This window comes from Natronosalvus caseinilyticus, from assembly GCF_017357105.1.
GTDB lineage: Archaea > Halobacteriota > Halobacteria > Halobacteriales > Natrialbaceae > Natronosalvus > Natronosalvus caseinilyticus.
Genome location: NZ_CP071596.1, coordinates 601,832 through 623,835, shown reverse-complemented (window position 1 = coordinate 623,835; position 22,004 = coordinate 601,832). Strand labels below are relative to the sequence as shown.

16 protein-coding genes are annotated in these 22,004 nt (G+C 61.5%); 3 read left to right on the top strand and 13 right to left on the bottom strand.

Going from position 1 to position 22,004, the window contains the following annotated elements:
- Positions 1-221: 221 nt before the first annotated feature.
- Positions 222-800 (bottom strand): metal-dependent hydrolase, encoded by a 579-nt coding sequence (locus J1N60_RS03030; protein WP_312910608.1) that lies wholly within the window; start codon positions 798-800, stop codon positions 222-224.
- Positions 801-1,784: a DUF1616 domain-containing protein gene (locus J1N60_RS03025; RefSeq protein ID WP_312910606.1), complete on the bottom strand. Its 984-nt coding sequence runs from the start codon at positions 1,782-1,784 to the stop codon at positions 801-803.
- A gap of 391 nt (positions 1,785-2,175) precedes the next feature.
- Between J1N60_RS03025 and J1N60_RS03020 the strand changes: the two genes are divergently transcribed.
- On the top strand, positions 2,176-2,766 hold the full coding sequence (locus J1N60_RS03020) for a DUF7344 domain-containing protein (protein ID WP_312910604.1): 591 nt from the start codon (positions 2,176-2,178) through the stop codon (positions 2,764-2,766).
- A 131-nt stretch (positions 2,767-2,897) separates the two neighbouring features.
- Here J1N60_RS03020 and J1N60_RS03015 read toward each other — a convergent pair whose 3' ends face one another.
- Both J1N60_RS03015 and J1N60_RS03010 read right to left on the bottom strand, forming a co-directional pair.
- Entirely contained in the window at positions 2,898-3,242 is a 345-nt protein-coding gene (locus tag J1N60_RS03015) for a hypothetical protein (RefSeq protein WP_312910602.1), read from the bottom strand.
- Positions 3,243-3,674: 432 nt separating this feature from the next.
- The gene (locus tag J1N60_RS03010; RefSeq protein ID WP_312910600.1) at positions 3,675-5,408 is read right to left on the bottom strand and encodes an asparagine synthetase B family protein; all 1,734 of its coding nucleotides are present in this window, start codon (positions 5,406-5,408) and stop codon (positions 3,675-3,677) included.
- 279 nt (positions 5,409-5,687) lie between these two features.
- Here J1N60_RS03010 and J1N60_RS03005 point away from each other — a divergent pair, with 279 nt between their 5' ends.
- Positions 5,688-7,055 carry a polysaccharide deacetylase family protein gene (locus J1N60_RS03005; protein ID WP_312910598.1) on the top strand — a complete coding sequence of 456 codons (1,368 nt, stop codon included), beginning with the start codon at positions 5,688-5,690 and terminating at the stop codon, positions 7,053-7,055.
- A 216-nt stretch (positions 7,056-7,271) separates the two neighbouring features.
- Here the strand turns inward: J1N60_RS03005 and J1N60_RS03000 are convergent, their stop codons facing one another.
- Both J1N60_RS03000 and J1N60_RS02995 read right to left on the bottom strand, forming a co-directional pair.
- On the bottom strand, positions 7,272-8,498 hold the full coding sequence (locus tag J1N60_RS03000) for a PKD domain-containing protein (RefSeq protein ID WP_312910596.1): 1,227 nt from the start codon (positions 8,496-8,498) through the stop codon (positions 7,272-7,274).
- 153 nt (positions 8,499-8,651) lie between these two features.
- The gene (locus tag J1N60_RS02995) at positions 8,652-9,659 is read right to left on the bottom strand and encodes a glycosyltransferase family 2 protein (RefSeq protein ID WP_312910594.1); all 1,008 of its coding nucleotides are present in this window, start codon (positions 9,657-9,659) and stop codon (positions 8,652-8,654) included.
- A 140-nt stretch (positions 9,660-9,799) separates the two neighbouring features.
- On the opposite strand from J1N60_RS02995, the gene J1N60_RS02990 reads away from it, so the two are divergent.
- Positions 9,800-11,092, top strand: coding sequence for a polysaccharide deacetylase family protein (locus J1N60_RS02990; RefSeq protein WP_312910592.1), 1,293 nt, complete (start codon positions 9,800-9,802; stop codon positions 11,090-11,092).
- A 229-nt stretch (positions 11,093-11,321) separates the two neighbouring features.
- On the opposite strand, the gene J1N60_RS02985 is transcribed toward J1N60_RS02990, so the two are convergent.
- The 7 genes from J1N60_RS02985 to J1N60_RS02955 all read right to left on the bottom strand — a co-directional run bounded on the left by J1N60_RS02985 (position 11,322) and on the right by J1N60_RS02955 (position 21,969).
- Positions 11,322-11,771, bottom strand: a complete 450-nt coding sequence (locus J1N60_RS02985; RefSeq protein WP_312910591.1) for a response regulator — start codon at positions 11,769-11,771, stop codon at positions 11,322-11,324.
- Between the two features lie 236 nt (positions 11,772-12,007).
- Positions 12,008-13,642 carry a flippase gene (locus tag J1N60_RS02980; protein WP_312910590.1) on the bottom strand — a complete coding sequence of 545 codons (1,635 nt, stop codon included), beginning with the start codon at positions 13,640-13,642 and terminating at the stop codon, positions 12,008-12,010.
- A 259-nt stretch (positions 13,643-13,901) separates the two neighbouring features.
- On the bottom strand, positions 13,902-15,662 hold the full coding sequence (locus J1N60_RS02975; protein ID WP_312910589.1) for an asparagine synthase-related protein: 1,761 nt from the start codon (positions 15,660-15,662) through the stop codon (positions 13,902-13,904).
- Positions 15,663-15,785: 123 nt separating this feature from the next.
- A complete protein-coding gene (locus J1N60_RS02970) occupies positions 15,786-17,417 on the bottom strand; it encodes a right-handed parallel beta-helix repeat-containing protein (protein ID WP_312910588.1) in 1,632 nt (543 codons plus the stop codon).
- A gap of 282 nt (positions 17,418-17,699) precedes the next feature.
- Entirely contained in the window at positions 17,700-18,359 is a 660-nt protein-coding gene (locus J1N60_RS02965; RefSeq protein ID WP_312910587.1) for a helix-turn-helix domain-containing protein, read from the bottom strand.
- A gap of 85 nt (positions 18,360-18,444) precedes the next feature.
- The gene (locus tag J1N60_RS02960; RefSeq protein ID WP_312910586.1) at positions 18,445-20,133 is read right to left on the bottom strand and encodes an alkaline phosphatase family protein; all 1,689 of its coding nucleotides are present in this window, start codon (positions 20,131-20,133) and stop codon (positions 18,445-18,447) included.
- 333 nt (positions 20,134-20,466) lie between these two features.
- The gene (locus J1N60_RS02955; RefSeq protein ID WP_312910585.1) at positions 20,467-21,969 is read right to left on the bottom strand and encodes a sulfatase; all 1,503 of its coding nucleotides are present in this window, start codon (positions 21,967-21,969) and stop codon (positions 20,467-20,469) included.
- Positions 21,970-22,004: the final 35 nt, after the last annotated feature.

Below are 22,004 nucleotides of genomic sequence, written 5' to 3'. Positions count from 1 at the left end.
ATCTTCCTCGCCCAGTACAGGTGTCGATCTTCGTTCTGGCAGGCGAACAGTGTGACCTCCTCACGGGTTGGACGCCGTTGCAAGGTGGACTGTTCGTTTCGGTTGGGCGTCTCTCGAGCATCTTACTCGTCGTCCCTCTCGCTGTTACGGACGGCGTGCAGGGTTACAGGAGCGTGAGCGGACGACCGAAGACGTGCCGGGCGTGTGTGGACGGACTCGAACTACGTTCGTCGGGACACCCACCGCCAGCAGTCGGCGGCGACCGGCGCTCCGTCGTAGATCCACAGGACGACGGTGAGAGCCAGCAGACCGAGCAGCACCGTCAACTCCTGGGGGAGCTCGCCGCTGAGAAACAGCTCGAGAGATCGGTGGCCGTAGATGACGACGTGATCGAGGAAGCTCCCTTGATCGGCCGTTGGCGGCGAAGTGACCGGCCACGTGACGGCTCTCGGATTGAGGTGGCCTCCCGTGAGCCACGGATAGACGATGTCCCCGGCGAGGTGGGACAGAATCGCGATCGAGAACGCGGTCGCCTGTCGGACCGATCCATGTTCCCAGCGGTGGAGGAGAACGTACACAGCCAGACAGACGAACGGAACCACAAATATCGAGTGAGCAACCGAGTAGCCGGTCTGGGTGACGTCGAACGTCCAGGCCAGTGGCTTATCGACGAGATCCGGTAGCTGTGAGCCAACGGCGACCGCGAGCGTCTCAGGCCCCGACGGACTGCGTCTCCGAACGACGTTGGTGTAGAGCGAGTACAGCAGGTACGCGAACAGCAAATGCTCCCACGGCCACATTCACTCCACCACGATCGGTGCGTGCACCGCTCGATAGGCGTTTTCGATCGAGGGGTCGGACGGCGGCTCCCCTTTGTACAACAGCACTGTTAGCCGGACGTCGTCCCCTTGCATCGTCGGCGTCATCTCGAGCGTCTGTTGTTCCTCTTGGCCGTCTGCGAGTGTAATGGATTCGCTCGTGAGCTGTTCTCGTTCCTCAACCGTGGCGTCTGACTCCCCGTAGCTCACCCGTTCGAGAAGAACCACGGTCGTGTACGTTTGCTCCGTTCCCTCGTGGTTCGTGATCGACACGGTCACGTCCGAGGCCTCGCCCGCCGCGTAGTTGGCCTGGTACACCGTGTCGGTATCGCCAGTGATGGGTTCGGTCTCGAACGCGAATTCAGTGTACGATTCCGAGGTCGGTGGGTTGGCGACCGCGAAGCCGGTCGTCGCGACGAGAACCAGGAGTGCGATGACGATCGCTATGTTGAACGGTCGCGGGGACACACCGGTGGATCGGCTCGATCGACTGAACAGGAGACCGGACATACCGACCGTCAACACGAACCGGCGATCGGGTGCGCATCGGTACCGTGCGATAATCGCGAAAAGCGTCAATAATCCTGTCAATCCTGCAATACCGAGGATGACCGTTTCCGGAGCAATACCCCTAGGGGCTACGCTTGCAAGAAGGGCAATCACGGGAACGAGGAAAATACTCGCGACGATTGATAGGATAATCCGCTCCGTGGACGCCAGGCCGCCAGAGACTAAAAGCGGGTTTCGAAGCCCAGTGCGGTCGATATCGAACGGTTGGTAGTCGTCGCTCGGCGCGTCCGGGAACAGTACGGCGATCAGCGCGTATCCCGGCAAGAATAACACGAGCGGCAAGGCGAATGCCACTCGAGCGACGCCTGGAACGCCGAGTAGGAGGCCGAACGAGAGGAATCCGGTCGCCGCGATGACGGCGGCCAGATCGAGAAACCACCAGTTGTTGTCGCTCATTGCTTCTCGAGAGGTTTTCGCGGTCATTTATTATCTGGACGGTAATTCTCGAGGGTCACAGGCGGAAAAAACGGTAGATGCGACCCGGAATGTAATGTTCCAGACACTGTTTTGCTATCTTCAGCCCCTTCTCGAAACTTGCCTCTCACATGACCGAAAAATGGTCTTGAACAGTGGCTAATACCGTCCTATCTTGAGCGAAATCAATTACTAATTGGATGTTTTATATAAAGGCAATTCTGGTGGTATTGGGTCTGTAATTGCTGATATAGGTGTATTAAAAAGACAAAAAATGTCTGGGACGGCCCGTGAATTCAACTAAAATAAATCGTTCATCGCTGGACGGTTTCTATCCTTTATTACCCGGAACTGTTTCCAGAAGACTGGTGCGATGAAGTCCGAATATATCAGCCCTGAAGAAGAGAACGAGCAGACGACTGATGGGAGCACCGATGCTCCGGAAGAGGACGTCCCATTTTCGAAGGACGAACTCTTTCATCTACTGCAAAACGAACGTCGCCGGCTCGTGCTCGAGTATCTGCGCGATACGGAGGGAAGCGTTCGCATGCGCGACGTAGCAGAGCAAGTCGCCGCGTGGGAACACGAGACGACCGTCGACCAGCTCACGTCTGCACAGCGCCAGCGCGTGTACATCCCGCTTTACCAGTCACACCTGTCGAAACTGGACGAGGCCGGCATCATCTCTTACCAGAAGAACCGGGGGGTCGTCGAGCGAGAGCCGCTGGCCGATTACGTCGATCAGTACCTCCAGGTTGGAGAGCCGACGGACGAGGAGTCCGCAGAGCCCAGCGCGAGCGGCGGCTGGGACGATTACTATCTGGGAGCAACTGCGCTGTGTTACCTGGTCTTCCTGGGCGCGATCTTCGAACTGCCGTTCGTCTCGCTGCTCTCTGGCATTGGCCTGAGCGCGTTGATACTGCTCTTGTTTACGGTACTGACTGCTGGTCGATTCGTCAACTGAGTCTCCCGTTGATCGGACGACGGTCGTCTCACCGTGCTGACGACGGCACTCCTTTCTGTGACAGCTACGTTTTCTCGAGAACACCGTCACCGTCGCGAGTACGCTGAGAAGTTCGTCGGATGCTACGGGCGTTAGAACGGAGCCGCCGTGACGACACCAGTCGAGACGAGAAATAGCGTCGTCGCGAGCAAGACGAGCGAGAGTAATCCGAGGACTGGTCGAGAAAACCAGACGCCTTCGGCGTGATCTTCGGTTTCTCGGACGTGTTCGATCATCCCTTTCTCGGCGTCGAATTCCAGTGCTCCTCCCGCTTCGAGCTCCGGAAGCCGTTCGTCGTAGAGGAGTTCGTGGACGTCGGCCCACGTTTCGATCGGCGGATCAGCCGGCCAGATGAGATTGTCCGCGAGTTCATCGACCGTGACAGGTGCTTCTAGCTCGGCGATTTCATCGAGGAGCGCCCTATCGGATTCTGGCACGAACGAGGCAGCCGATACCGGCGGAGTCGACGACGAACCCGTCGACTCGTCGGTCGCGTAATAGATTGGTACCTCGGGTGCGGGTGAAGCGCTGTCGTCGGGAGCGGACTGGGTGCCCGAAGACGCGTCTCGCGACGAACGAACCCAAGACGGCGTCAGACGCATATTCCAACCAAACAAGTGATGGGTTATAAGTATTCTCCTCATTTTTGGTTTCTGAACAGTACTACGACCCCATTAGAGAGCGTTGAGGCGAGCAAAACCGAGTAATGACTCATCGGTCCGTACGTTCACCAATTCGGACACCTTCGCGAACGAATGTGTGTGAAAGACGGTGACAGAACCGTTGTTGAGAAATTTGAAACCGACTACAGAGCATTTTTTGGGCTATTACTCACCGAAACAGTCCACTACTGTCACACGTACGGCCCGTTACTGGGGAAGTGGCTGCGTCGGGCGGTCGTCGTTTCCGTTTTCGTCTCTCGCTACTGACTTCGGGTGAAGCCACGAACGAGCACTGTCGACGTCGTCGGTCGAAGCACCGATCCACCGGTTGAGATCGTTCAGTCGTAATTTGTGTCTCACCGGTAGCCCGTGTACGTGCTCGAGATGGGGGAGGAGTTTTCGGTCGAGTCCGTAGTGGTCGAAGATCCACTCGCGGTCCGGCCACGGCGGTTCGAACGGCTCGAGCAGGGGTGTCTTCCGGCGGACGAACCGTTCGGCCTCGTTGAGCAGGGTCACGTCGTGCGGGCGATCGGGCGGGCGATGGTGGAGGAGATCGGGATCGAGACGTTCGCAGGCCTTCAGGAAGGTATCTGTCGTTCGGTGGGCCGGCGGCGTCTCGAGATGCCACCGGACGAGTTCGATGTCGGCCGCGAGGAACGACGCGAAGAAGTTATCCGCAAGGTGATTGTGAAACGGGATCGACGGCTGGTTAGCGATTCCACAGCACGTCAGCGAGTTCTGGGTCGTCACGGCCCGATCGCCGACGGTGTCGAACTCCGCTGCGATCGCGTCCCGGACGAACGGGTCGGGGTCCTCGTCGAAGGCGATGTGCTCGGTGAGGGCTTCACTCGAGTTCCGGTCGTATCCGAACTTTCCGAGGAGGGAGGCGACTGGATCGGGGTCTGGATCGAGTCTGTTTCGCGGAACCTCCGTTCCGAAGAGTTCGATCGTGTCCTGTGCGGTGAAGTGTCCCCGGAAGAACGTATCACAGAGCAGGCCGTGATACATCGTATCGACGTTCATCTCGTCGGTGTACCCGGCGTGGTGGATGTGGAGCGACTCTTTGATCCCCTGTCCGTACTGGGTCTTCGACTCCTCGGCCAGCAGGTACCGCTCGTCGGGTTTGAAGGCGACGTGATCGACCCCGTACTGGGTCGCGACGCGCCGTGCGCCGGTGACCTCCTGGGCTGATGGCGTTCCCACCGTGTAACAGCGCTCGATGTCTGGTATCGTCGGCAGGAACACGCGAGAGTCGTAACCGGCAGACAGGAGCAGCCCTTTCCGTCCCGGGAGGATGGATCGTCGTTCCAGTGCCCGTTTCAGCCGAGTAGCCAGCTCGTCGACGTAATCGAACTGGTGGGGCTGGTAGACGAAGCGTTCGAACGATTCCACCCCGGATTGGGTCAGTCGGCTATCTATCGGCAGTCGCGAGAGTTCCTCGAAGGCAGCCTTTTCCCCGAGGGTCACGCCCAGGTGGAGGTACTCGAGGACTGCGTTTCGGTTCACCGACGGTTCATCGACCGTCCGGGCGACGCTAGCCGCGTCAGTCCCGAACGTGCGGACTCCCGGCTCGTCGGTGTAGAAACACTCCCGAGAGCGAACCGGGTCGGTCGCCACGAAGGCGTCGTCGTCGACCGGATCGACGACGGCGAGGTAGGATCCGTTCAGCACGTCGAACGCCGCGTCGTCTTCGGAATCGTACTGCTCGAGCAGCCAGCGAGCCGCGTTGGTTTCGTCGCCGGGAACGTAAACTTCCCCCCAGACGACACAGATACCACGTTCGTCGGCGTAGCGGGCGCTCCAGCCGGGCGTACCGAGACCGGGATCTCTGATACCGACTGTGATCTCCGTTCCTGCGAGTACGTCGTCGAACGCCTCTACAGACCGGTGACGTTCGAACGCCTCGATGCTTCCAAACACGCCGAATAGTTCTTTGTTCATCGTCGAATGTCTCCCTCGAACGAACCGTCGACGGCGTCCCACCGATCGTGGTGGGGCCGTCGCGCGTTCGCCTGTGTACCTACCAGTATCTGGCGCCGCGTCGTTTACTATGGCGTCATTAAGCCTCGAGCGAGTGACGGACTTGGTTCGAGTCGCGCCCGATTTCGGGGATTCCGGGGTCGGAACCTGTTGCGGTGGTCTGCTGCGGTATTGGATGAGTGCTCGAGGGGTCTATCGCGTCTATAATAATGGGGCTGTTGCCGGTACTGCCGGGTACCAATGACGCGAGACAATACGACGCGGCGACGCTTCCTGGCCACCTCGGGTGCGACTGCGATGGCGGCCGGGCTCGCGGGCTGTACTGATCGCCTGAACTCCTTGCGGAGTAACGAGAACGGGGACGGGAACGGTAACGGGAACGATACTGGCAACGGCAACGACTCCAACGGGAGCGAAGACGGCAACGACTCCGACGGAAACGAGGACGGCAACGGCGTGCCGGCCCTCGAGACCGAGTACAACAGCCGTGAGGAGTATCGCCAGGCGGGCGATTCCCTCGATGACTTCGAGGACCTCGGTCCGTGGGAGGTCGTACAGGGGTCGGGCGAAGCCGACGAGGAGGTCGTCTTCGACGGCTCACAGAGCTTCCATCTCACGGCGGGCGAAGACGAGAACATCGTCGTCGAGCGCGAACTCTCCGACGTCGACCTGACCGACTTCGACCTCTCGTTCGCCGTGCGAACGACGACCCCAGATCGGATCACCATCAACATCCGTGTCGTCGACTCCTACGGAAGCGAGCGAGTTTACTCCCTCCGAGAGATTACCTACCGCGCGCCCGACGTCGGATGGTTCCGCTCGAGCCCCGGCGTGTTCGAAGAGAGCTCGATCGAGCCGATGATGGACGACATCGCCACCCTTCAGATCCAGGTGCTCCACTCGATGCCGGAGGCGGAGGTGTGGGTCGACGACCTGCGCGCGGTCCCGACGGCCGACACGGGGTACGTGATGCTGTCCTGGGACGACGCGTCTCTGGACTTCCTCGAGAAAGCGAGCCCACTCCACGACGAGTACGGCTTCAGTGCGGTCCAGGCCGTCGTCCCCCGGTGGTCCGAGGAGGCACGCGAGGGGATCATGTCGACCTCACAACTCAAGGAGCGACAGGAAGCGGGTGACCAGATCGTTACCCACGGGACCCACTCGCGGATGCACGAGTACGATGACGAGGAACAGCTGGAGGGGCGCCTCCGCGGGGACAAGAACTGGCTCATCCAGCACGAGTTCATGGGCGCAGATTTCATCGTCTACCCGCACAACAGCTACGACGCCACCAGCCTCGAGTACATCTCGAAGTACCACTACTGTGGCGGCTTCAATCAGGCCGGGAACGTCAACCTGACGAACGTCCACGGCTTCGATCCGCTGGCGCTGCCCCGGACGATCGGACACGACCTCGACATTTCGAAGCGTTGCGTGGACCTCGCCGCCGCGTACAACCAGTGTACGATCCTGAACTTCCACGAGTTCTCCGCGAACAACACCATGCCCAAGGAGGACTACGAGGAACTGCTCGCGTACATCGACGAGTCCGACGTGGAGGTCATCACGTTCGACGAGCTCTGGGAGATGCGTACGTCCGGAAACTGATTCGATCGAACTACCAGGAGTCACTCGTCTCGCCATTTATCGTTTGACGACGCTCGAGCGAGCACCATTCCTTCGAAAGATAACGTGTATCGTGTAAGACAGCCCGCTCGATAGCGAGTACGCTCCCGTCCGAACGAGCCGTCTCGAGGCGCCAGACCGCGCCACCTCACCACACGAGCGGAGGTAGTGCAGCCAGTCGCTCTCCTCGAGTGGAAATCAGGAACTCTCCGCCGAGAGCGTGATTTCCGCGCTATCGGTTCGTCCGCCGTCGTCTTCGACACGGAGGACGATGGGATGGTCGCCCTCGCCGCTGATCGTGACGTCTATCGTTCGTCCGGTCTTGTCGAAACTGCCCTCGTCGTAGACGCTCCACTCGTATCGAACGATCTCCCCCTCCGGCGCGCGCGAACAGGAGGCGTCGAGTTCGACGGTATCGTCGACCGAGAGCGTCCGCTCGGCCGCGTCTTCGGGTGTCGTTCGGATTTCGGCGACTGGATCACGACCCGGCTCGCCTGCGTCGGGGTCGTCGGGTTCGGGTTCGGGCTCCGGTTCGGGCTCTTCCGGCTCGTCGACGTCCGGGTCTTCGACGTCGGTCTCGTCGTCTTCGCCACCTTCGTCGTCGTCCTCAGCGAAGAGCCCGTCTCCGACGAGCGACTCGACGATCGCCAGGTGCCACTGGACCCGCGTCTCGAGGCCGACGTCGACCGAGAGCGTCTCCACCAGGAAGGCAGGTATTTCGAGCTCGCGCGCCGCCTTGTGCGCGACCAGGCCCGACGGCGAGGCGTCCGGCCCTGCGAAGTCGTCGGTCTGGAACGCGAGGTCGGCGTCGTCGACGTAGTCCTGGTTGACGAGGGCCGCCGCTTCCTCGGCGGTAGCCGCCGCCTCGTCGTCGCTCGAGTGGAAAATCGCTTGCCCGACCCCGTCGACGTCGTCGCCGGTGTAGATCCCAACGGACTCGTGAAGGTCGATGAGGGTGTCGGGTTCGTACTTGAGGAGCACGTTCCAGATTGCGCGCGCAAGCTCGGTTCGCGGCTCTTCACCTTCGGGGAACTGCCGATTGAGGTCGGTGCCTTCCTCGTCGGTTCGCGTCCCGCGTTCGATGGCGGCAGCGTTCACTTCGGGGATCGTCACGAGCGTTCCGGCCGTAATCTCCCAGTCAGCGATCTTGCCGGCGGCCGTGTATCCGGCCACCTCGTTCCCGTGGATTCCGCCGAGAACGACGACCGTCGGTCCGTCTGCCTCCGCCTGCGTGACGTACCCGGTTGTCTCCCGGTCGGTGCCGGACAGGATGGTGAAGGTATCGCGAGAAACGGCCGATCCGTCGGCCGCTGTGCTTCCCTCGTTCGCGGTACCTCTGCTCGCGTACGCGACGCCGGCACTCGCCAGTGCGCAACTGCCAGCAGCAGTCAGTAGCGATCGTCGTGAGATTGAACCTCGATCCATGCCGGTCCGGACTGGCGCCCAGAGTGGCTTTACTATCTCGACGCTAACGCTAACGGGAGGCGGGGATGCTCGAAACGCACGTTTTCGAGCGAATATTTCCTCTGGTGAAACGTTCGGCCGAATCGCTCCCAGCGTACGGACGGCTCGCAGTCGCTACCGCGACGACGAACGATCGAGAACGCGGTTCGTGAGCGTTCGTCGGCCAAGCGTACTGGCGACTAAGACCAGCGCGAGCGAGGCGACGATCGGAAGCGGCCGCCGTCGGACGCCCGATCCCGTCGCCCAGAGGAGGCCGGGGTAGTGCCGGGCGGAGACGGCGGCCTTTCGCAGGTGCCAGGCCCCTCGGAGCAATCGTCCCTCGGCGAGGTACCGCTTCGCGAGGACGAGTTGGTGTCTCGAGCGAATCTCGTACCCCTCGGCCTCGTAGCGCTCGACCAGGTCCTCGTGTTTCGAGAGGTACTGCTGATCGGCTCGACGGACGACGTCCGCTGGCGGGTGGCCCGTCTCCTCGCGGACGACGAGCTTCTCGTCTACGTACGCGAGTTTCCCCTGCTCGAGGACGCGGAGACAGAACTCGGGATCCTGGAAGCGATCCAGGTCCTCGTCGAAGCCGCCGATCTCGCGGGCGACGTCGGTTCGAACGAGCAGCGTCGAGCCGGCTCCCGGCTGGACGCCGTCGGACAGAATCTCGCCAATCAGGTCGTCGTTGCCCTCCATCGTCGGCTGCTCGTCCGTCCGCGAGAGGAGGCTCGCGGTGACTCCCCGGAGCCGACCACTGGTCCCCTCGAGGTCGAACGCCGTGTCGCAGTAGGCGCCGATCCAGTCGTCGCCGCGGCCTTCGAACGCCGCGAGCTGTTTCTCGAGTTTGGTGGGATCCCACTCGTCGTCCGAGTCGAGGAACGCGACGTACTCGCCGCGCGCGTGCTCGATGCCGGTGTTGCGAGCGACGTTCGCCCCCTGGTTCGTCGCGTGGACGACCGGACGAACCCGTGGGTCGTCGTACTCGGCGAGGACCAGTCCGGTATTATCCGTCGAGCCGTCGTCGACGACGACGACCTCGAGTTCGTGGTCGTCGATCGTCTGCTCGAGTGCGCTGTCGATTGCGCGCACGAGCGAGCCTGCCCGATTGTACGTCGGGATGATAACGCTAACGCGTGGCATCTACCCCGGATAGTGACCCTGCGTCCATTATTATCGAGTGGATAAGCGCCGTATACGGCGTATTTCCACCACATAAGGTGTTTCGCTCGAGCCACCTATTACCTCTATAAGAAAGGTGCAACGTGTTGACCACTCTGGTGATGACGAACCGAAATCGACGATCGTTCATTCGTACTGCTGGGACGGTTGGTGCACTCGGACTGGCGGGCTGTCTCTCGAACGACGGGGATTCGTCTCCGTCCGACTCGAGTGACAACGAGACGAACTCGTCGGACGGCTCTGACACCAGCAACGGTAACGAGACCCCCCAGGATTCGGCCAGCGAACTCGATCACCTCCCGGGCGAGACGCTCGAGGACTTCGAGTCCCTCGACAACTGGGCCACGTTGCTCGACGGCGGCTCCATCGAGGCGACGACCGACGACCCCTACGCGGGCTCTCAGTCCGCCCGACTGCACGCCGATGAGGGTAACGAGTCCGCCGGTTCCTCGTTCATGCTCCCCGAGAGCATGGACCTGTCCGATGCGGCCTTGTCGATGGCTGTCAAGTACTCGGGTCGAGAACAGCTGATGATCACGCTAGAAGTCCTCGCACCGAACGCACGGAACAAGGTGACGTTGCGTCGGGTGCTCACCGGACCGGTCGACCGCTGGGTTCGCGTCGACTTCGGGACGACGAACGTCGACACCTCACCTGACCTCACGGACGTTCGCGAGTTCCGGGTCATCGCTCACCGACGCGGCTCGAACGAGGGGCCGATCGACTTTGCGATCGACGACCTTCGCGCGACCGAGCGCTCGGGCCAGGGATCGGTGCTGTTCCTCTTCGACGGCACCCTCGAGTCACACCACGCAACCGCCTTCGAGCACATGGAGTCGTTCGGCTTCGCTGGTGTCGAGGCCGTCATTCCCGAAGCAGTCGACGAGACCGGACGCCTCACGCACGATCAGATGCAGGACCTCGCGGAAGCCGGCTGGGACATGGCCGCTCGCCCGCGAACCGGCTCCAGAAACATCAACGAGTTCACGCGCGAGCAACAGGAGGGCGCGATGGAACGGACGAACAAGTTCCTCGAACACCGCGGGTTCGAAGACGGTGCCAACTACTTCGTCACGCCGCGGAACATCATGGGACCGAACACCTACGACCTGGTCCAGGAACACTACGAAGTGGCGTTCCGCTACGGGGGTGGCCCGAACGGTCTCCCGCTCACCGACCCGCACAACGTCGGCACGTTCTCGGGAACGGCTGGTTCGGAAGTGACCCAGTACGTCGACTACACCGACCAGTACGGTCAGCTCGCCGTGATCCGCTTCGAGGAGATTGGCGGTTCCGACGGGATGTCCGAGGACGCGTTCGTCGACCTGCTCGAGTACGTTGATTCGACCGACGTCCAGGTCGTGACGGCCTCGGCGCTGGCCGGTGACGCGTGATTGGACGTACGGATTGCCGTCCGTGATCGGATCGAAGCGTCGATCGTTGACCGTCGACCCTCGACCGTCGACTGAAAACGTGACCTCGACCCCGGCCACGACCACGAGCCTCCTGATGACTGAAATCGACGCGGCGCCCGTGCTGTTGGCGATGATTTTCACCGTGTTCGTGCTTATGCTCGTGCTCGAGCGCGAACACCTCGAACACCGGATCGAGTGACTGCCGGGTTCACCCTCGAGTGTCGGGAAGTCTGGCAGTCGACAGCCAGAACTCCCTGACCGACTCGATGATCTCGAGGAATGCGTCGGGGTCGATTGGCTTCGTGAGAAACGCGTTTGCACACTTGTCGTACGTCCGCAGTACGTCCTCGCGCGCCTGTGAACTGGTGAGCACGACGACCGGAATTCGACGAAGCGTCGGTTCGTTCTTCATCTCCTCGAGGATTTCGTCACCGTTCTTCCGCGGGAGGTTGAGGTCGAGCAAGACGAGGCCCGGAGTGGGACTTTCGGCGTACTCCCCGCGCTGAAAGAGGAAGTCGAGCGCCGCGATCCCGTCGTGGACGACGGAGAGCGTCACGTCTTCGCTGTGTGCCCCGAAGGCTTCCTCTATCAGGCGGATATCGCCAGGATTGTCTTCGATCAGCAGCACGTCGGTGTGTTCGTTCCTGGTAGCGTTCATTGCAATCTCTTCACGGTGATGCGTCTGCGGGCATCCGGGACTCCCCGCCACCCCGGCCCACCAATCGGTTCCCCTGGCGTGTCTCGGTCGCTGGTCCAACCGGTCACGGGCACCACACCCGCTTCGGCCAAAGGTCCATTGTGGAAACTAGGAACGTCCCTCCTGTAAACCTTTCTTCCAAAAATATTCGTGTCTGTTGGTCAGACGACGGTTGTGACCCCGTGAGCGCCCGCCGATCAGGGGTGGGCCATTCCGATTCCCGGGCCGACAAGGCTGAGAACGAGCCCGGAAACCAGCAGTGACAGTCCGATCGCGACGAGTAGACTCTGTCCCATCGCGATTGGCGAATCACCCGGCGTCGTCTGGAGGCGCCGACAGAACTTGCTCGCGACGGACCCGATCGGGTCTGGTGCGATCGCGAGAATTTCGAACGGTTCGGCGGGGTCGAGTGCGCCGAGTAAGACCGCAAATCCGAGGAAGATGGCGAGCCCGACCGGTGGGACCACGACGAGCGCGAACCACGGGTTCTGGATGGCGGTCGCGAGTGCGAAGATTGGCAGCCCTGCGAGTCCGGCGGTCGCCATGGCCTGGCTGAGTCGTGCGTCCGAGAGCGGGTTGAATCCGATCGTACGAGCACTCATGATGTGGAAGGCGAACATCGAGCCGTAGCCGACGCTCGTGGCGACCGCCGCGCCGTGCATGCCAAATCTGGGGATCAACAGGAAGTTGAGGACGACGTTGATTATGGCGGCGAGACCGGTTGCAGCGACGGGATATCGAAGCTGTCCGTTCCCCTGTGAAATCGCCAGCACGGGACGGGCGAGTGCGAATCCGAGCGCGCCGGGCAACAGGAGGATGAGCGGCTCGACTGCGGGTTCCGCATCGGACCCAAAGTAGAGCGGTACGGCGACATCTGCCAACGCGGCGAGACCGACGGCCATGACGGCCGTCAGGAGGAACGTGTACCGGGTCGTTCGGGACGCGAGCGACGATATCTTCTCGAACCGGTTTTGCGACCAGAGTTCCGAGGTCGAGTGGACGTAGACCGTCTGCAGGGCGAGCGGGACGAACCACAGGAACTCGGCGAGGGTGAGTGCCGCCTTGTAGTTCCCGACATGTGAACTCTCCCCGAATCGCTGTAACATGATGATATCGACGTGGTAGAGCGACATCAGGAGGAAGACGAGAACGATGCTCATCGAGTTGAACGTCAGCATCTCGCGGCGAGGGAAATTCGGCGGCGGCGACGAGAACACGCTGGCCAGGGATGTCTGTCTGTTGACAAGGAACAGCCCAATCAGGGCCACGAGAATACTCGCGACTATGTGTCCAACGAGCACGCCCATCACGCCGAATTCGAGGTAGACGAGCGGGATAGCGACGGCGACGAAGGCCACCTTATTGAGAACCTTCAGTGGCTCGGAGTAGCGCTCGAGGCCGAACCCCATGAGGGTTTTTCGAGCGTAATCCCGGAACTGGGCGAGAACGACGAGTAACGCGAGGACGTAGAAGTACGCCGAGTACGTGTCCCCAAACGTAGTCGAGATGACCTCGAAGTACGCGGCCACGGCGAGTAACGCTGCTCCAGCGACTGCGAATCCGGTCGCCAGCCGAAAGTAGAAACCGACGACGTGGCCGCTCCAGTCGTCGGTGTTTCGATCTTCGGCAAGGTACTTTCGAACTCCGTCGGTGATCCCGGAGCTGACGAAAATCATGTAAATCGCGAACACCGACATCAGAAACGCGTAGTCACCGAACGCTGAGACACCGAGCAAACGGTAGAGTAACGGCGTCGTAATCGCCGTAATAACGAGTACGAGGACTTTGGTACTGACGACCGAGAGGACACCACTTGCGATGCTTCGGTTCATCTGTTCACCTGAATCCAGCCGAAATGATCGTCGACGACGTCGTCCGCTCCGCCCCATTCCCACGTCCCACTTCGACGACCGTCCAGCACATTCACAGTACTGGAACAGTGACTCGGGTCGGGCCTTATTATACGGCTCTTAAACGGACGCAACGGTAAATCGGGCCCCGGCATGCCGACTTCGTTGCACCGAATCGCCCGACTGAACGGACTGTCTAACGATCTGGCAGTAATCTCACCGGCGTCTCCACGTATCCTCGCTACGCCGCTTCGAGCTCGTCGTTCGTAAGCGCCGCAATTGCAGTATACAGGACGTACCGGTGCTGGCTGGTGTGTGCACCGCCGCTCCAGGCGATTCGGTTGATCGCCTCCTCCGAGAAGTATCGATCCAGATCCGTCGACGTCCGCACCGCTTCGGACAGGGCGTGGACGGGACGCTCGTCCGCTCCGTTGCCGTTTCGCTTCAACAGACTGGTAACGCGCGATTTCAGCTCTGGATGGTTGGTGAGCCAGTTGTACCCGTACTGCTTGATCCGGAACTCGAGCGAGTCGATTGGTGCCCCGAAGTCGACGTAATCGATCCCGACGACTGCTGGCGACAGACCGGAGAGAAACTCGCGGTAGAGTTCGTTCCCCTGCTTCTGTTCAGGCGGGCACGCCATCGCTTCCTCGAAGAACGGCAGCGCGTAGAACGGGGTCGTCGACCACAGGTAGTGCCGGGTTCGGTCCTCGCCGTGATTGAGCCAGTTGACCCCCCGTTCGCGCACGAGAAAGTGGACGTGTTTGGCCTCGAGCGTCGTCTCCGGGTAGGACGCGACCCGCTCGCGAACGGAGTCGACGAGGTCCTCGGCGGTCACGTTGACGATGTCGGCGACTTCCTCGGGCGAGAAGAGTTGCTGGCCGTCGAGGAGTGCCTCGACGAGGTCGTCCGTCGTGTCGACTTCTCGTGCGGGGGTCAGATCCGGAATCGCCTTGTCACCGCCGTCTCCGGTCACGAACACGGCGTTTTCGTGTCGTTCGGCCACCTGTTCGGCGAAGTCGAGCCCGATCGACATCCCCAGGTTGTTCATCCCCTGCGTCGTCTCGAGGAGGAACGACTGGTGGTGTTCCGTCCGGTCGGCGATGTACGACGACCACGGGACGTCGAGCGCGTCCGCGACCTGCCTGGCGACGTCGACTTCGGCAGTGTTGCCGCCGTCGGCCCTTGCGGACGTCGCCGCGTACAACTGGCAGTCGACGCGGTTGTAGCCGGCGATCACTGCTCGCGAATCGAGTCCACCGCTCAGCGAGATGACCGTTTCCTCGCCGACGCTGGCACGATTTTCACAGGCTTCGACGAACCGATCCCGGAGCCGAAGCGCGTTCGCCCGGACGCTCCGATCGGCGTTGGCGTGGCTATCGAACCGGAACTCGTGCAGCGACGTGATTTCACCGGTCTCGACCTCGAGAAGCGACCCTGGGGGCAAGTGTTCGACGTCCTCGTACAGCGACCGGGTCCCGAGGGGATACCCGAAGAGCAACTGCTGTCCGAGCGCCAGCCGGTTCGGCTCGAGGCCGTCCTCGAGGGTCCGGGCGAGTTTCCGAACCGCTTTGAGTTCGCGCGTGACGAGCGTCGTGTCGCCGATCGTCGCCCGATAGGTCGGCAGTCGGCCGAATGCGTCGTTGAGGATCCACAGCGATCCCGTCTCCCGGTCGGCGACGACTAACAGGAACTCGGCGTCTCTCTCGGCGAGCCACGACGACAGCTGTTCGGTCTGGTCCTCGCGAACGTACGACGCCGCTTCCGTCACGGCGGCTTCGACGTCGTCGGTCCCGTAGAGGTGGCCCTCGAGCACAATCGTGCAATCGTCGGTTTCGAAGACGTCGACGGGATACTGCTCGTAGCCGGTGGCCGCGACGACGAGTTCGTCCGCCAGCAGAAAATCCTCGCGTACGTAATCGTCAGTAAAACAGACGGTGTCGAGCATCTCGTCGAGAACGTCGGTTGCCGGTGGCGTTTCGACGGCCGTGATTCCAGGCATACGCGAACCGACTCTACCGAGGCGGTTTATTATCGAGGGGTTAAATAACTCGTCGACCTGGCTTTACCCGACAGTGACGGCGGCGTCGGTCGAATAGATGGAGATTCGGAGTCTATCGCTCGATCAGTAGCTGTTGTTGTACAGTACGAGCTCGTCGGAACCGAAGTCGCGGATGCCGTTTTTCATTCGGCTGCTCTTGATAGCGACGTCGTAGCTCTCGTCGTAGAGGCAGGCCGCCTCACGGCCGCTGTACGATTCAGCGTCGACGTCGAGATACAGTGTATCGTTACCGACTTCGACGATGGGGTACTGGCTCGCCTCGAGGGTCGACTTGTAAATCGTCAGCCCCTGACCGAAGTTGGTGACCGCGTTTCGAGCAGCGCCGTTTTTGCCAGACTGAGCGATCTCACACGCGTTCAGCCGGCAGTTGTCCCGGTCGATGCGAACGGCGTCGCGGAAGCCGCTCTCGGCGCCGGCCCGACCGTCGATCGTAAGGTATTCACAGAGAAGGCGGTCGTCGTTGCCGGTGCCCCGTGCCCAGAGGGGGTAGCCACCAGCGGAGGTATGTGTGATGTCGGTATCGACGATGACAACTTCACCACAGCCTGCGGAGGTAACGATTCCGTGTTGAACGGCGTTACCGGATAGGTTGATCTTCACACCCTCGATCCAGGCGTCGCTGCAGGAGTTCATCACGCTGATGGCGTAGCAATTCTCCTTGTCGAGGGAGATGTCGATCGCGGCACCTTTGACCGTGGCGCCGCCGCTCTCGAGGCGGATCCCTCGCTGGGACGTGTTCCGGCCGGAATCCGTGTCGACGATCACCTGGGGCCACCGGATAATGCTGTCCGTGCCGCCGACGCGGAGGCTGGCGGAGGAACTGTTTTTGTAGACGCCGCCGTGAACGATGATCTGTCCGTCTCCGTTGATCGCGTAGAGGCCGGATCCGGGGAAGTCGTACAGGTGACACCGCCTGAACATGAGTTCCCCTTCGGTTCGGTTCGCGACGATGCCGATCGGTCCGCGAGAGGATCGGTGCTCGGCGTGCGGGGTGTTGTCCGTCCACTCGCCACCGTCTTTCGCGTGGAAGTCGACGACGCGACCGGTGCCGTTCGGGTTGACGACGTTGAATCGGGCGGGACCCCAGGTGCCGCTGTCGTGTTTCCCGTAGATCTTGATGTCCTCGACGTCGAGTCGGGTCGTGACGTTGGCCTCGATCGCTCGAATGCCGGTGTCGGGAGCCGTCTGATCGACTCGCAGTCCCTCGACTCGCACCTTGCGGCCGGGATTTTTGACCGTTCCCAGCCGGAACAGTCGGTACTGTGGTCCATCGAAGTTGTAGTAGTTCGCCGGAACGATCGTCGCGTTGTTGCCGACGATTCCAAAGTTATCGAAGTTCGTGAACCGGAACTGTTCGTCCATGTAGTATCGGCCCTCGGGGAAGACGAGGAGCGTATCGTCAGCCCGGAGGTCCTTGAGAACCGGGGTAATCGATTTCGAACCCGTGTTATCTGCGCCCGCATCGACGATGTTGACGACGTTGTCGTACTCGTCGGCGTACCCGTGGTACGCGCTCGCGCTCGAACTGAACGCGGCGAGCGAGACGCCGGTAGCGGCAACGCCACCGATAAACGCTCGCCGTGACCGACCACCGGCGGTTGAAGAACGACACTCGTCCCCTGCCTGTACTTCCGCTTCGGAAGGATCGAAAGAACCCTGAGTGGGTGAATACTGCGTACCGCTTCGTTTCGCCATTGATATTCACTTTGCTAAGAGTAACGTTCCGGGCCAATATCTATGGATTCGAATAGACAGCTTTTAAGTCAGTCTGGATTATTTGTCTGTTAAGCGCGGAAATGCTGAATTACGACTGTTCTATCGAGCGCAACATTGGCTAAAACCTCTCTTCAAGCGTCCAGGCTGCTGAAAACACGAACCGGTGTCGCTATGAGTTATTCGGACCGAGTGCTCGGGGTAATCTTCTCAGCAACAGTCCTACCGCGAGTATCCCATTCAATCCCGCCCACTTTCACGCCGTTATCGGTCGGGCGTTCGGCTGTTCTCGAGGGTCGACTCGATGAGTTCGGCAACGGCACGACGGATCCGTTGAGAGACCGCTGACGTCGAAATTCCGAGCTGGTTTGCCAGGTCGTTCTGGGAGGCACGGCGTGGAATTTCAAAGTATCCCGAGTAGTACGCTTTCGAGAGAATCTCGTGTTGCTGCTCCGTGAGAAAATAGGTATCGTCGTCGTCCTCGGCCGTCGACTGGGACAATCGATTGACCCGGAACGTGATCGACCAGGATCGACAGTACTCGCGAAACGCCGATAATGCCTCTCGGTCCGGAACGTGTATACGGACCGTCCACCCCTTCTCGTTGCTGATCGTCTCGAACACGAAAACACCTCTGGCGGCACATCGATACGGGACGATTTCGAGGTTCGTATCGATGGCTAGCTGGTAAATCGCACGTCCTTCGAACGTGGCCACCCGGGTTGGATTCGAAATGGTGTGGTCGCCGGCCATTGCCGCCTCGATCCGCTCGAGGTCGTCGCCAAACACTGAGACGAAGCACCGCTCACCTCCGTCGGCCACGACGCCGTACTCGTATCGTATCGTTACATCCGGATTTGCCCGAATCGTGGGTGCGAGAACGAGATCAGGATGCGACAGTGAAACGTGTGCTACGAAGCCCATGTACCAGTATACGTGTGCTATCGGCGGCGGGGACAATACTTATGAGTAAAATAAGATCGAATGACTGTTTCACCGACTGAAACGGTTAGTTCATATACCCGAGATCGGCGAGACGAGCGGTTACCGTCTCGTCTGCACCGTCTCGGCGCGCCGGTGTCGACTCGCTGGCGGTTGGATACGCCTCGGTCCCGGAGGAGTCGACGATTGAAAGTACCGTTCCATCCATCCGGTCGCTCTGGGGCACGCCCAGCGCGGCTAACACGGTCGGTGCCACGTCGTAGATGGTGGGGTGTCCGAGCGCTGCGGTCTCGTCGATCCCTGCTCCGCTCGCGGCGAAGACGCCGTCGAGTTTGTGATTCCACGGTTCCACGGGGCCGAACTGCTTCCCGCACAACTCCTCCGAGAGCGCGTGTTCGAAGTCGGTTGGAATCGTCACGACGTCGACGGCGTGTTCCTCGTAGGGTCCGTGGAAGTACTCCTCTCGGGGGGCGACCGTCTCGAAGACCGGCTCTCCGTCGGGCGTCTCGACGGCCCGGAGATCCGCCATCAAGGATTCGCGGAGGGCGTCGTACTCAGACGGTGAGACGACGCCGTTGGGCTCTCGCCCCTCGAGGTTGATACGAACGCCGAGTTCCGTTCGAGCGCGGACGTACGCCTGCGAGGCGGCGAAGTCGACTTGCCTGTTGGCCGTCCGGGCGACGTTCTGCGGAGCGTACTTGATGACGTGATCGGCGAGACCGATTCGTTCGAGGGCGAGTCGAGCCCGCCTGGCGGTGATGCCGAACCTGGCAGCGACGGCGGCCGCTCGTTCGGTCATCGTCGGCTCCCAGCTATCGCAGTCTTTCCCCTCTCGAAGCTGGTGACGCATGGGCTGCCAGGAGGGCATCCCCTTCCCGCTGGTCGTCGCCTCGAGGTATCCTGCTTCCTCGAGGAATTCGTTGATTCGGAACTCGTAGCCCTCGTACGGGCCCATCCCGTGATCGCTCACGACGAAGACGGTGTCTGGATCACACTCCTCGAGGATCTGCCCGATCTGGTCGTCCGTCGCCTCGTACACCGTCTCGACCTTGTCGGGGTCGCCCGCGAACTCGTGAAAGACGGTGTCGGTCTTCTGGAACTGGACGAACCCGAAGTCCGGCTCGTGCTTGCCGACGAGATATCGGAACGCCTCCCCACGCATGCGAATGAGGCGCTGGTACTCGGCCATCTTCTCGCGGTCGGAGATCGATTCGTCGCCCCGGGTGTAGGCTGGATAGACGCGGTACTCGCCGATGGCCTCTCGAACCTCTTCGAGCGTCCCTTCAGGGTGGCACTTCGGATTCTCCGGACCGATGAACCCGGGGATGATCGCACCGTCGAATTCGTCCGGCGGGTGGGTCACCGGAACGTTGACGACGACGCTCGAGCGACCGTGGTGGTCCAGGAGCGACCAGAGGGAACGTTCGTGGACGTCGTCGTTGCTGGAGACGTGCCAGTCGTAGCCGTCGTAGCCGACGAAGCCGACGACGCCGTGTTTGCCGGGATTGACGCCGGTGAAGATCGACGGCCACGCGCTCGGCGTCCACGGCGGAATCTGTGACTCGAGCGGGGCCGAGACGTTCCCGGGCCCGGTACAGAGTCGCTCGAGGTTCGGAATACGCCCTTCCTCGTAGAGTCGTTCGAAGACCGGTTGGCAGCCAGCGTCGATACCGATTAGCAGTACGTCGAGACCCGAGTCGTCGGTCGTTCGCCCCGTCGCCGATGCCCCATTCGTTCGATTGTGTCGTCCTGTCATCCTCTCACTGCCTCCCAATTAGTTGTTGTTTCCGGCCGTCCACATCCACTGTGTCTGGACAGGGCTCGATTCGAAGTGGCTTCATACGGATGCCAATACGCGGAGCGCCCTTCATTATCGAGGTGTTAAACCCTGCAATTCACGCCATAAACCGATCTGGCAGCGAATTCGGCCGGCTCAGACACTTCTGCAGGCTGACTGTTTTCGCTCGTTGACGTGTCCTCGAACGCTGAACGGCGTTCGATCGCTCGCCCGGGTCGCCGATCCTGGTTGAGCCCGCTTTACAGCGCCGAGTAACCCGTTGTTTCTTCGTTTCGAAAATGAAACGCCCGCCTAGAGGTACCCGAGGTCGGCCAGCCGATCCTTCGTCGAGTCGGTCATCTCCGGTGTGGCTCCCTCGGTAGGGCGTTCGACGGTTTCGACGCCCTCGAAGTGTGCCTCGAGTCGCTCACGCAGCGTCTCGACGCGATCAGGTTGCCGGTCGGACAGATCGACCGTCTCGGTCGGGTCGCTCGAGATGGCGTGCAGGCGCTCGAATCCGTCGTCGCCACGGACGTACTTGTACTGGTCCGTGCGGATCGCTCGTAGCCGGCGGTCGTAGGTGTAGACCTGCTCCGGGAGCGATCCAAATCGGGCCTCGAGGCGTTCGATCGACGGCTGAGGGGCGACGTACTCGGCGAATACTGCGTCCCTCGTCTCGGTGATCGCGTCGGGATGGAACGACCGCCCCCGACTCTGGGTTTCCATCTCGGGATCTGACACGCCAGTCGCCTCGAGCACCGTCTCGGGCAGGTCGAGCAACTGGACGAAATCCGTCCGTCGCCCGCCGTCGGTAAACGCCCCACCGTGAACGACCAGTGGGACGTGGATCAGGGTGTCGTAGAGGTTGTACTGATGACCGAAGAAGCCGTGGTCGCCGACGTTCTCGCCGTGGTCGCCACAGACGACCAGCAGCGTCTCCTCCCAGACACCGGCCGACTGGAGCGCGTCCCGGAGGCGCTCGAGCTGGCTGTCGACGTAGGCGAGTTCGGCACGGTAGAGGCCGTGGAGGGCGGCGAACGCCGACTCAGAGAGGTCGTAGTCCTCGCAGTCGTAGGCCCGGGGGTCCTGGCGGATGTCCGTCGCCGTCTCGTAGTCCCATCCGTCGGGCAGGAATCGCTCGGCGAATTCTCGAGGGGGGTCGTACGTGATGTGGGGTTCGATGTAGTTACAGAACAGGAAGAACGGCCGGTCGTCCTCCCGCGACCGGATCCAGTCGGCGACCCACGTCGTCGACCGGTCGGCGCCGTCGTCGCCGCTCGGCTGGAGGACTTCACTGTAGAGGACGTTCGCGGCGTTGATCAGCGGGTTCCCCTCGAAGAGGCGGTCGCGCGTCGCCTCGAGTTTCTCGCGGAGGTCCTCGCCGCGAACGACCGTCCCCATGTCGACCTCGGACTGGATGTACTGCCAGCCGCGACGGAGGTCGTCGAACCCCCGATCGAAGCCAAATTCGTCGGTGATCCAGGTGTTGTTCGAGACCCCGACGGTCTCGTAGCCGGCGTCTCGAAAGGCCTCCGGGAGCGTCCGGAGGCTCGAGTCGAGGTAGGTGTACCCGCCGTGGGCGCCGTGTTCGCTGGTGTAGGTGCCGGTAAACAGGGACGCGTGCGATGGCAGCGTCCAGGGGGCCGTCGCGAACGCGCGTTCGAACGTCGTTCCCTGCTCCGCCAGGTGGGTGAGCGTCGGCATCGTCTCCCGCGAGACGCTCGTTTTTCGCGCCGTGTCGAGAACGACGAGAACGACGTTCCGCGGGTTTTGATGGGTCTGTACATCACGCTCGTTAGCGTCGCCCGTTACCATACGATTCATGCACCGTAGATGGAGAAGGCCATCGG

Excerpts from the sequence above, each read along its gene's own strand:
- J1N60_RS03030 (WP_312910608.1), bottom strand. The coding sequence starts at position 800 with ATGTGGCCGTGGGAGCATTTGCTGTTCGCGTACCTGCTGTACTCGCTC.
- J1N60_RS03025 (WP_312910606.1), bottom strand. The coding sequence starts at position 1,784 with ATGAGCGACAACAACTGGTGGTTTCTCGATCTGGCCGCCGTCATCGCG.
- J1N60_RS03020 (WP_312910604.1), top strand. The coding sequence starts at position 2,176 with ATGAAGTCCGAATATATCAGCCCTGAAGAAGAGAACGAGCAGACGACT.
- J1N60_RS03010 (WP_312910600.1), bottom strand. The coding sequence starts at position 5,408 with ATGAACAAAGAACTATTCGGCGTGTTTGGAAGCATCGAGGCGTTCGAA.
- J1N60_RS03005 (WP_312910598.1), top strand. The coding sequence starts at position 5,688 with ATGACGCGAGACAATACGACGCGGCGACGCTTCCTGGCCACCTCGGGT.
- J1N60_RS03000 (WP_312910596.1), bottom strand. The coding sequence starts at position 8,498 with ATGGATCGAGGTTCAATCTCACGACGATCGCTACTGACTGCTGCTGGC.
- J1N60_RS02995 (WP_312910594.1), bottom strand. The coding sequence starts at position 9,659 with ATGCCACGCGTTAGCGTTATCATCCCGACGTACAATCGGGCAGGCTCG.
- J1N60_RS02990 (WP_312910592.1), top strand. The coding sequence starts at position 9,800 with ATGACGAACCGAAATCGACGATCGTTCATTCGTACTGCTGGGACGGTT.
- J1N60_RS02985 (WP_312910591.1), bottom strand. The coding sequence starts at position 11,771 with ATGAACGCTACCAGGAACGAACACACCGACGTGCTGCTGATCGAAGAC.
- J1N60_RS02980 (WP_312910590.1), bottom strand. The coding sequence starts at position 13,642 with ATGAACCGAAGCATCGCAAGTGGTGTCCTCTCGGTCGTCAGTACCAAA.
- J1N60_RS02975 (WP_312910589.1), bottom strand. The coding sequence starts at position 15,662 with ATGCCTGGAATCACGGCCGTCGAAACGCCACCGGCAACCGACGTTCTC.
- J1N60_RS02970 (WP_312910588.1), bottom strand. The coding sequence starts at position 17,417 with ATGGCGAAACGAAGCGGTACGCAGTATTCACCCACTCAGGGTTCTTTC.
- J1N60_RS02965 (WP_312910587.1), bottom strand. The coding sequence starts at position 18,359 with ATGGGCTTCGTAGCACACGTTTCACTGTCGCATCCTGATCTCGTTCTC.
- J1N60_RS02960 (WP_312910586.1), bottom strand. The coding sequence starts at position 20,133 with ATGACAGGACGACACAATCGAACGAATGGGGCATCGGCGACGGGGCGA.
- J1N60_RS02955 (WP_312910585.1), bottom strand. The coding sequence starts at position 21,969 with ATGGTAACGGGCGACGCTAACGAGCGTGATGTACAGACCCATCAAAAC.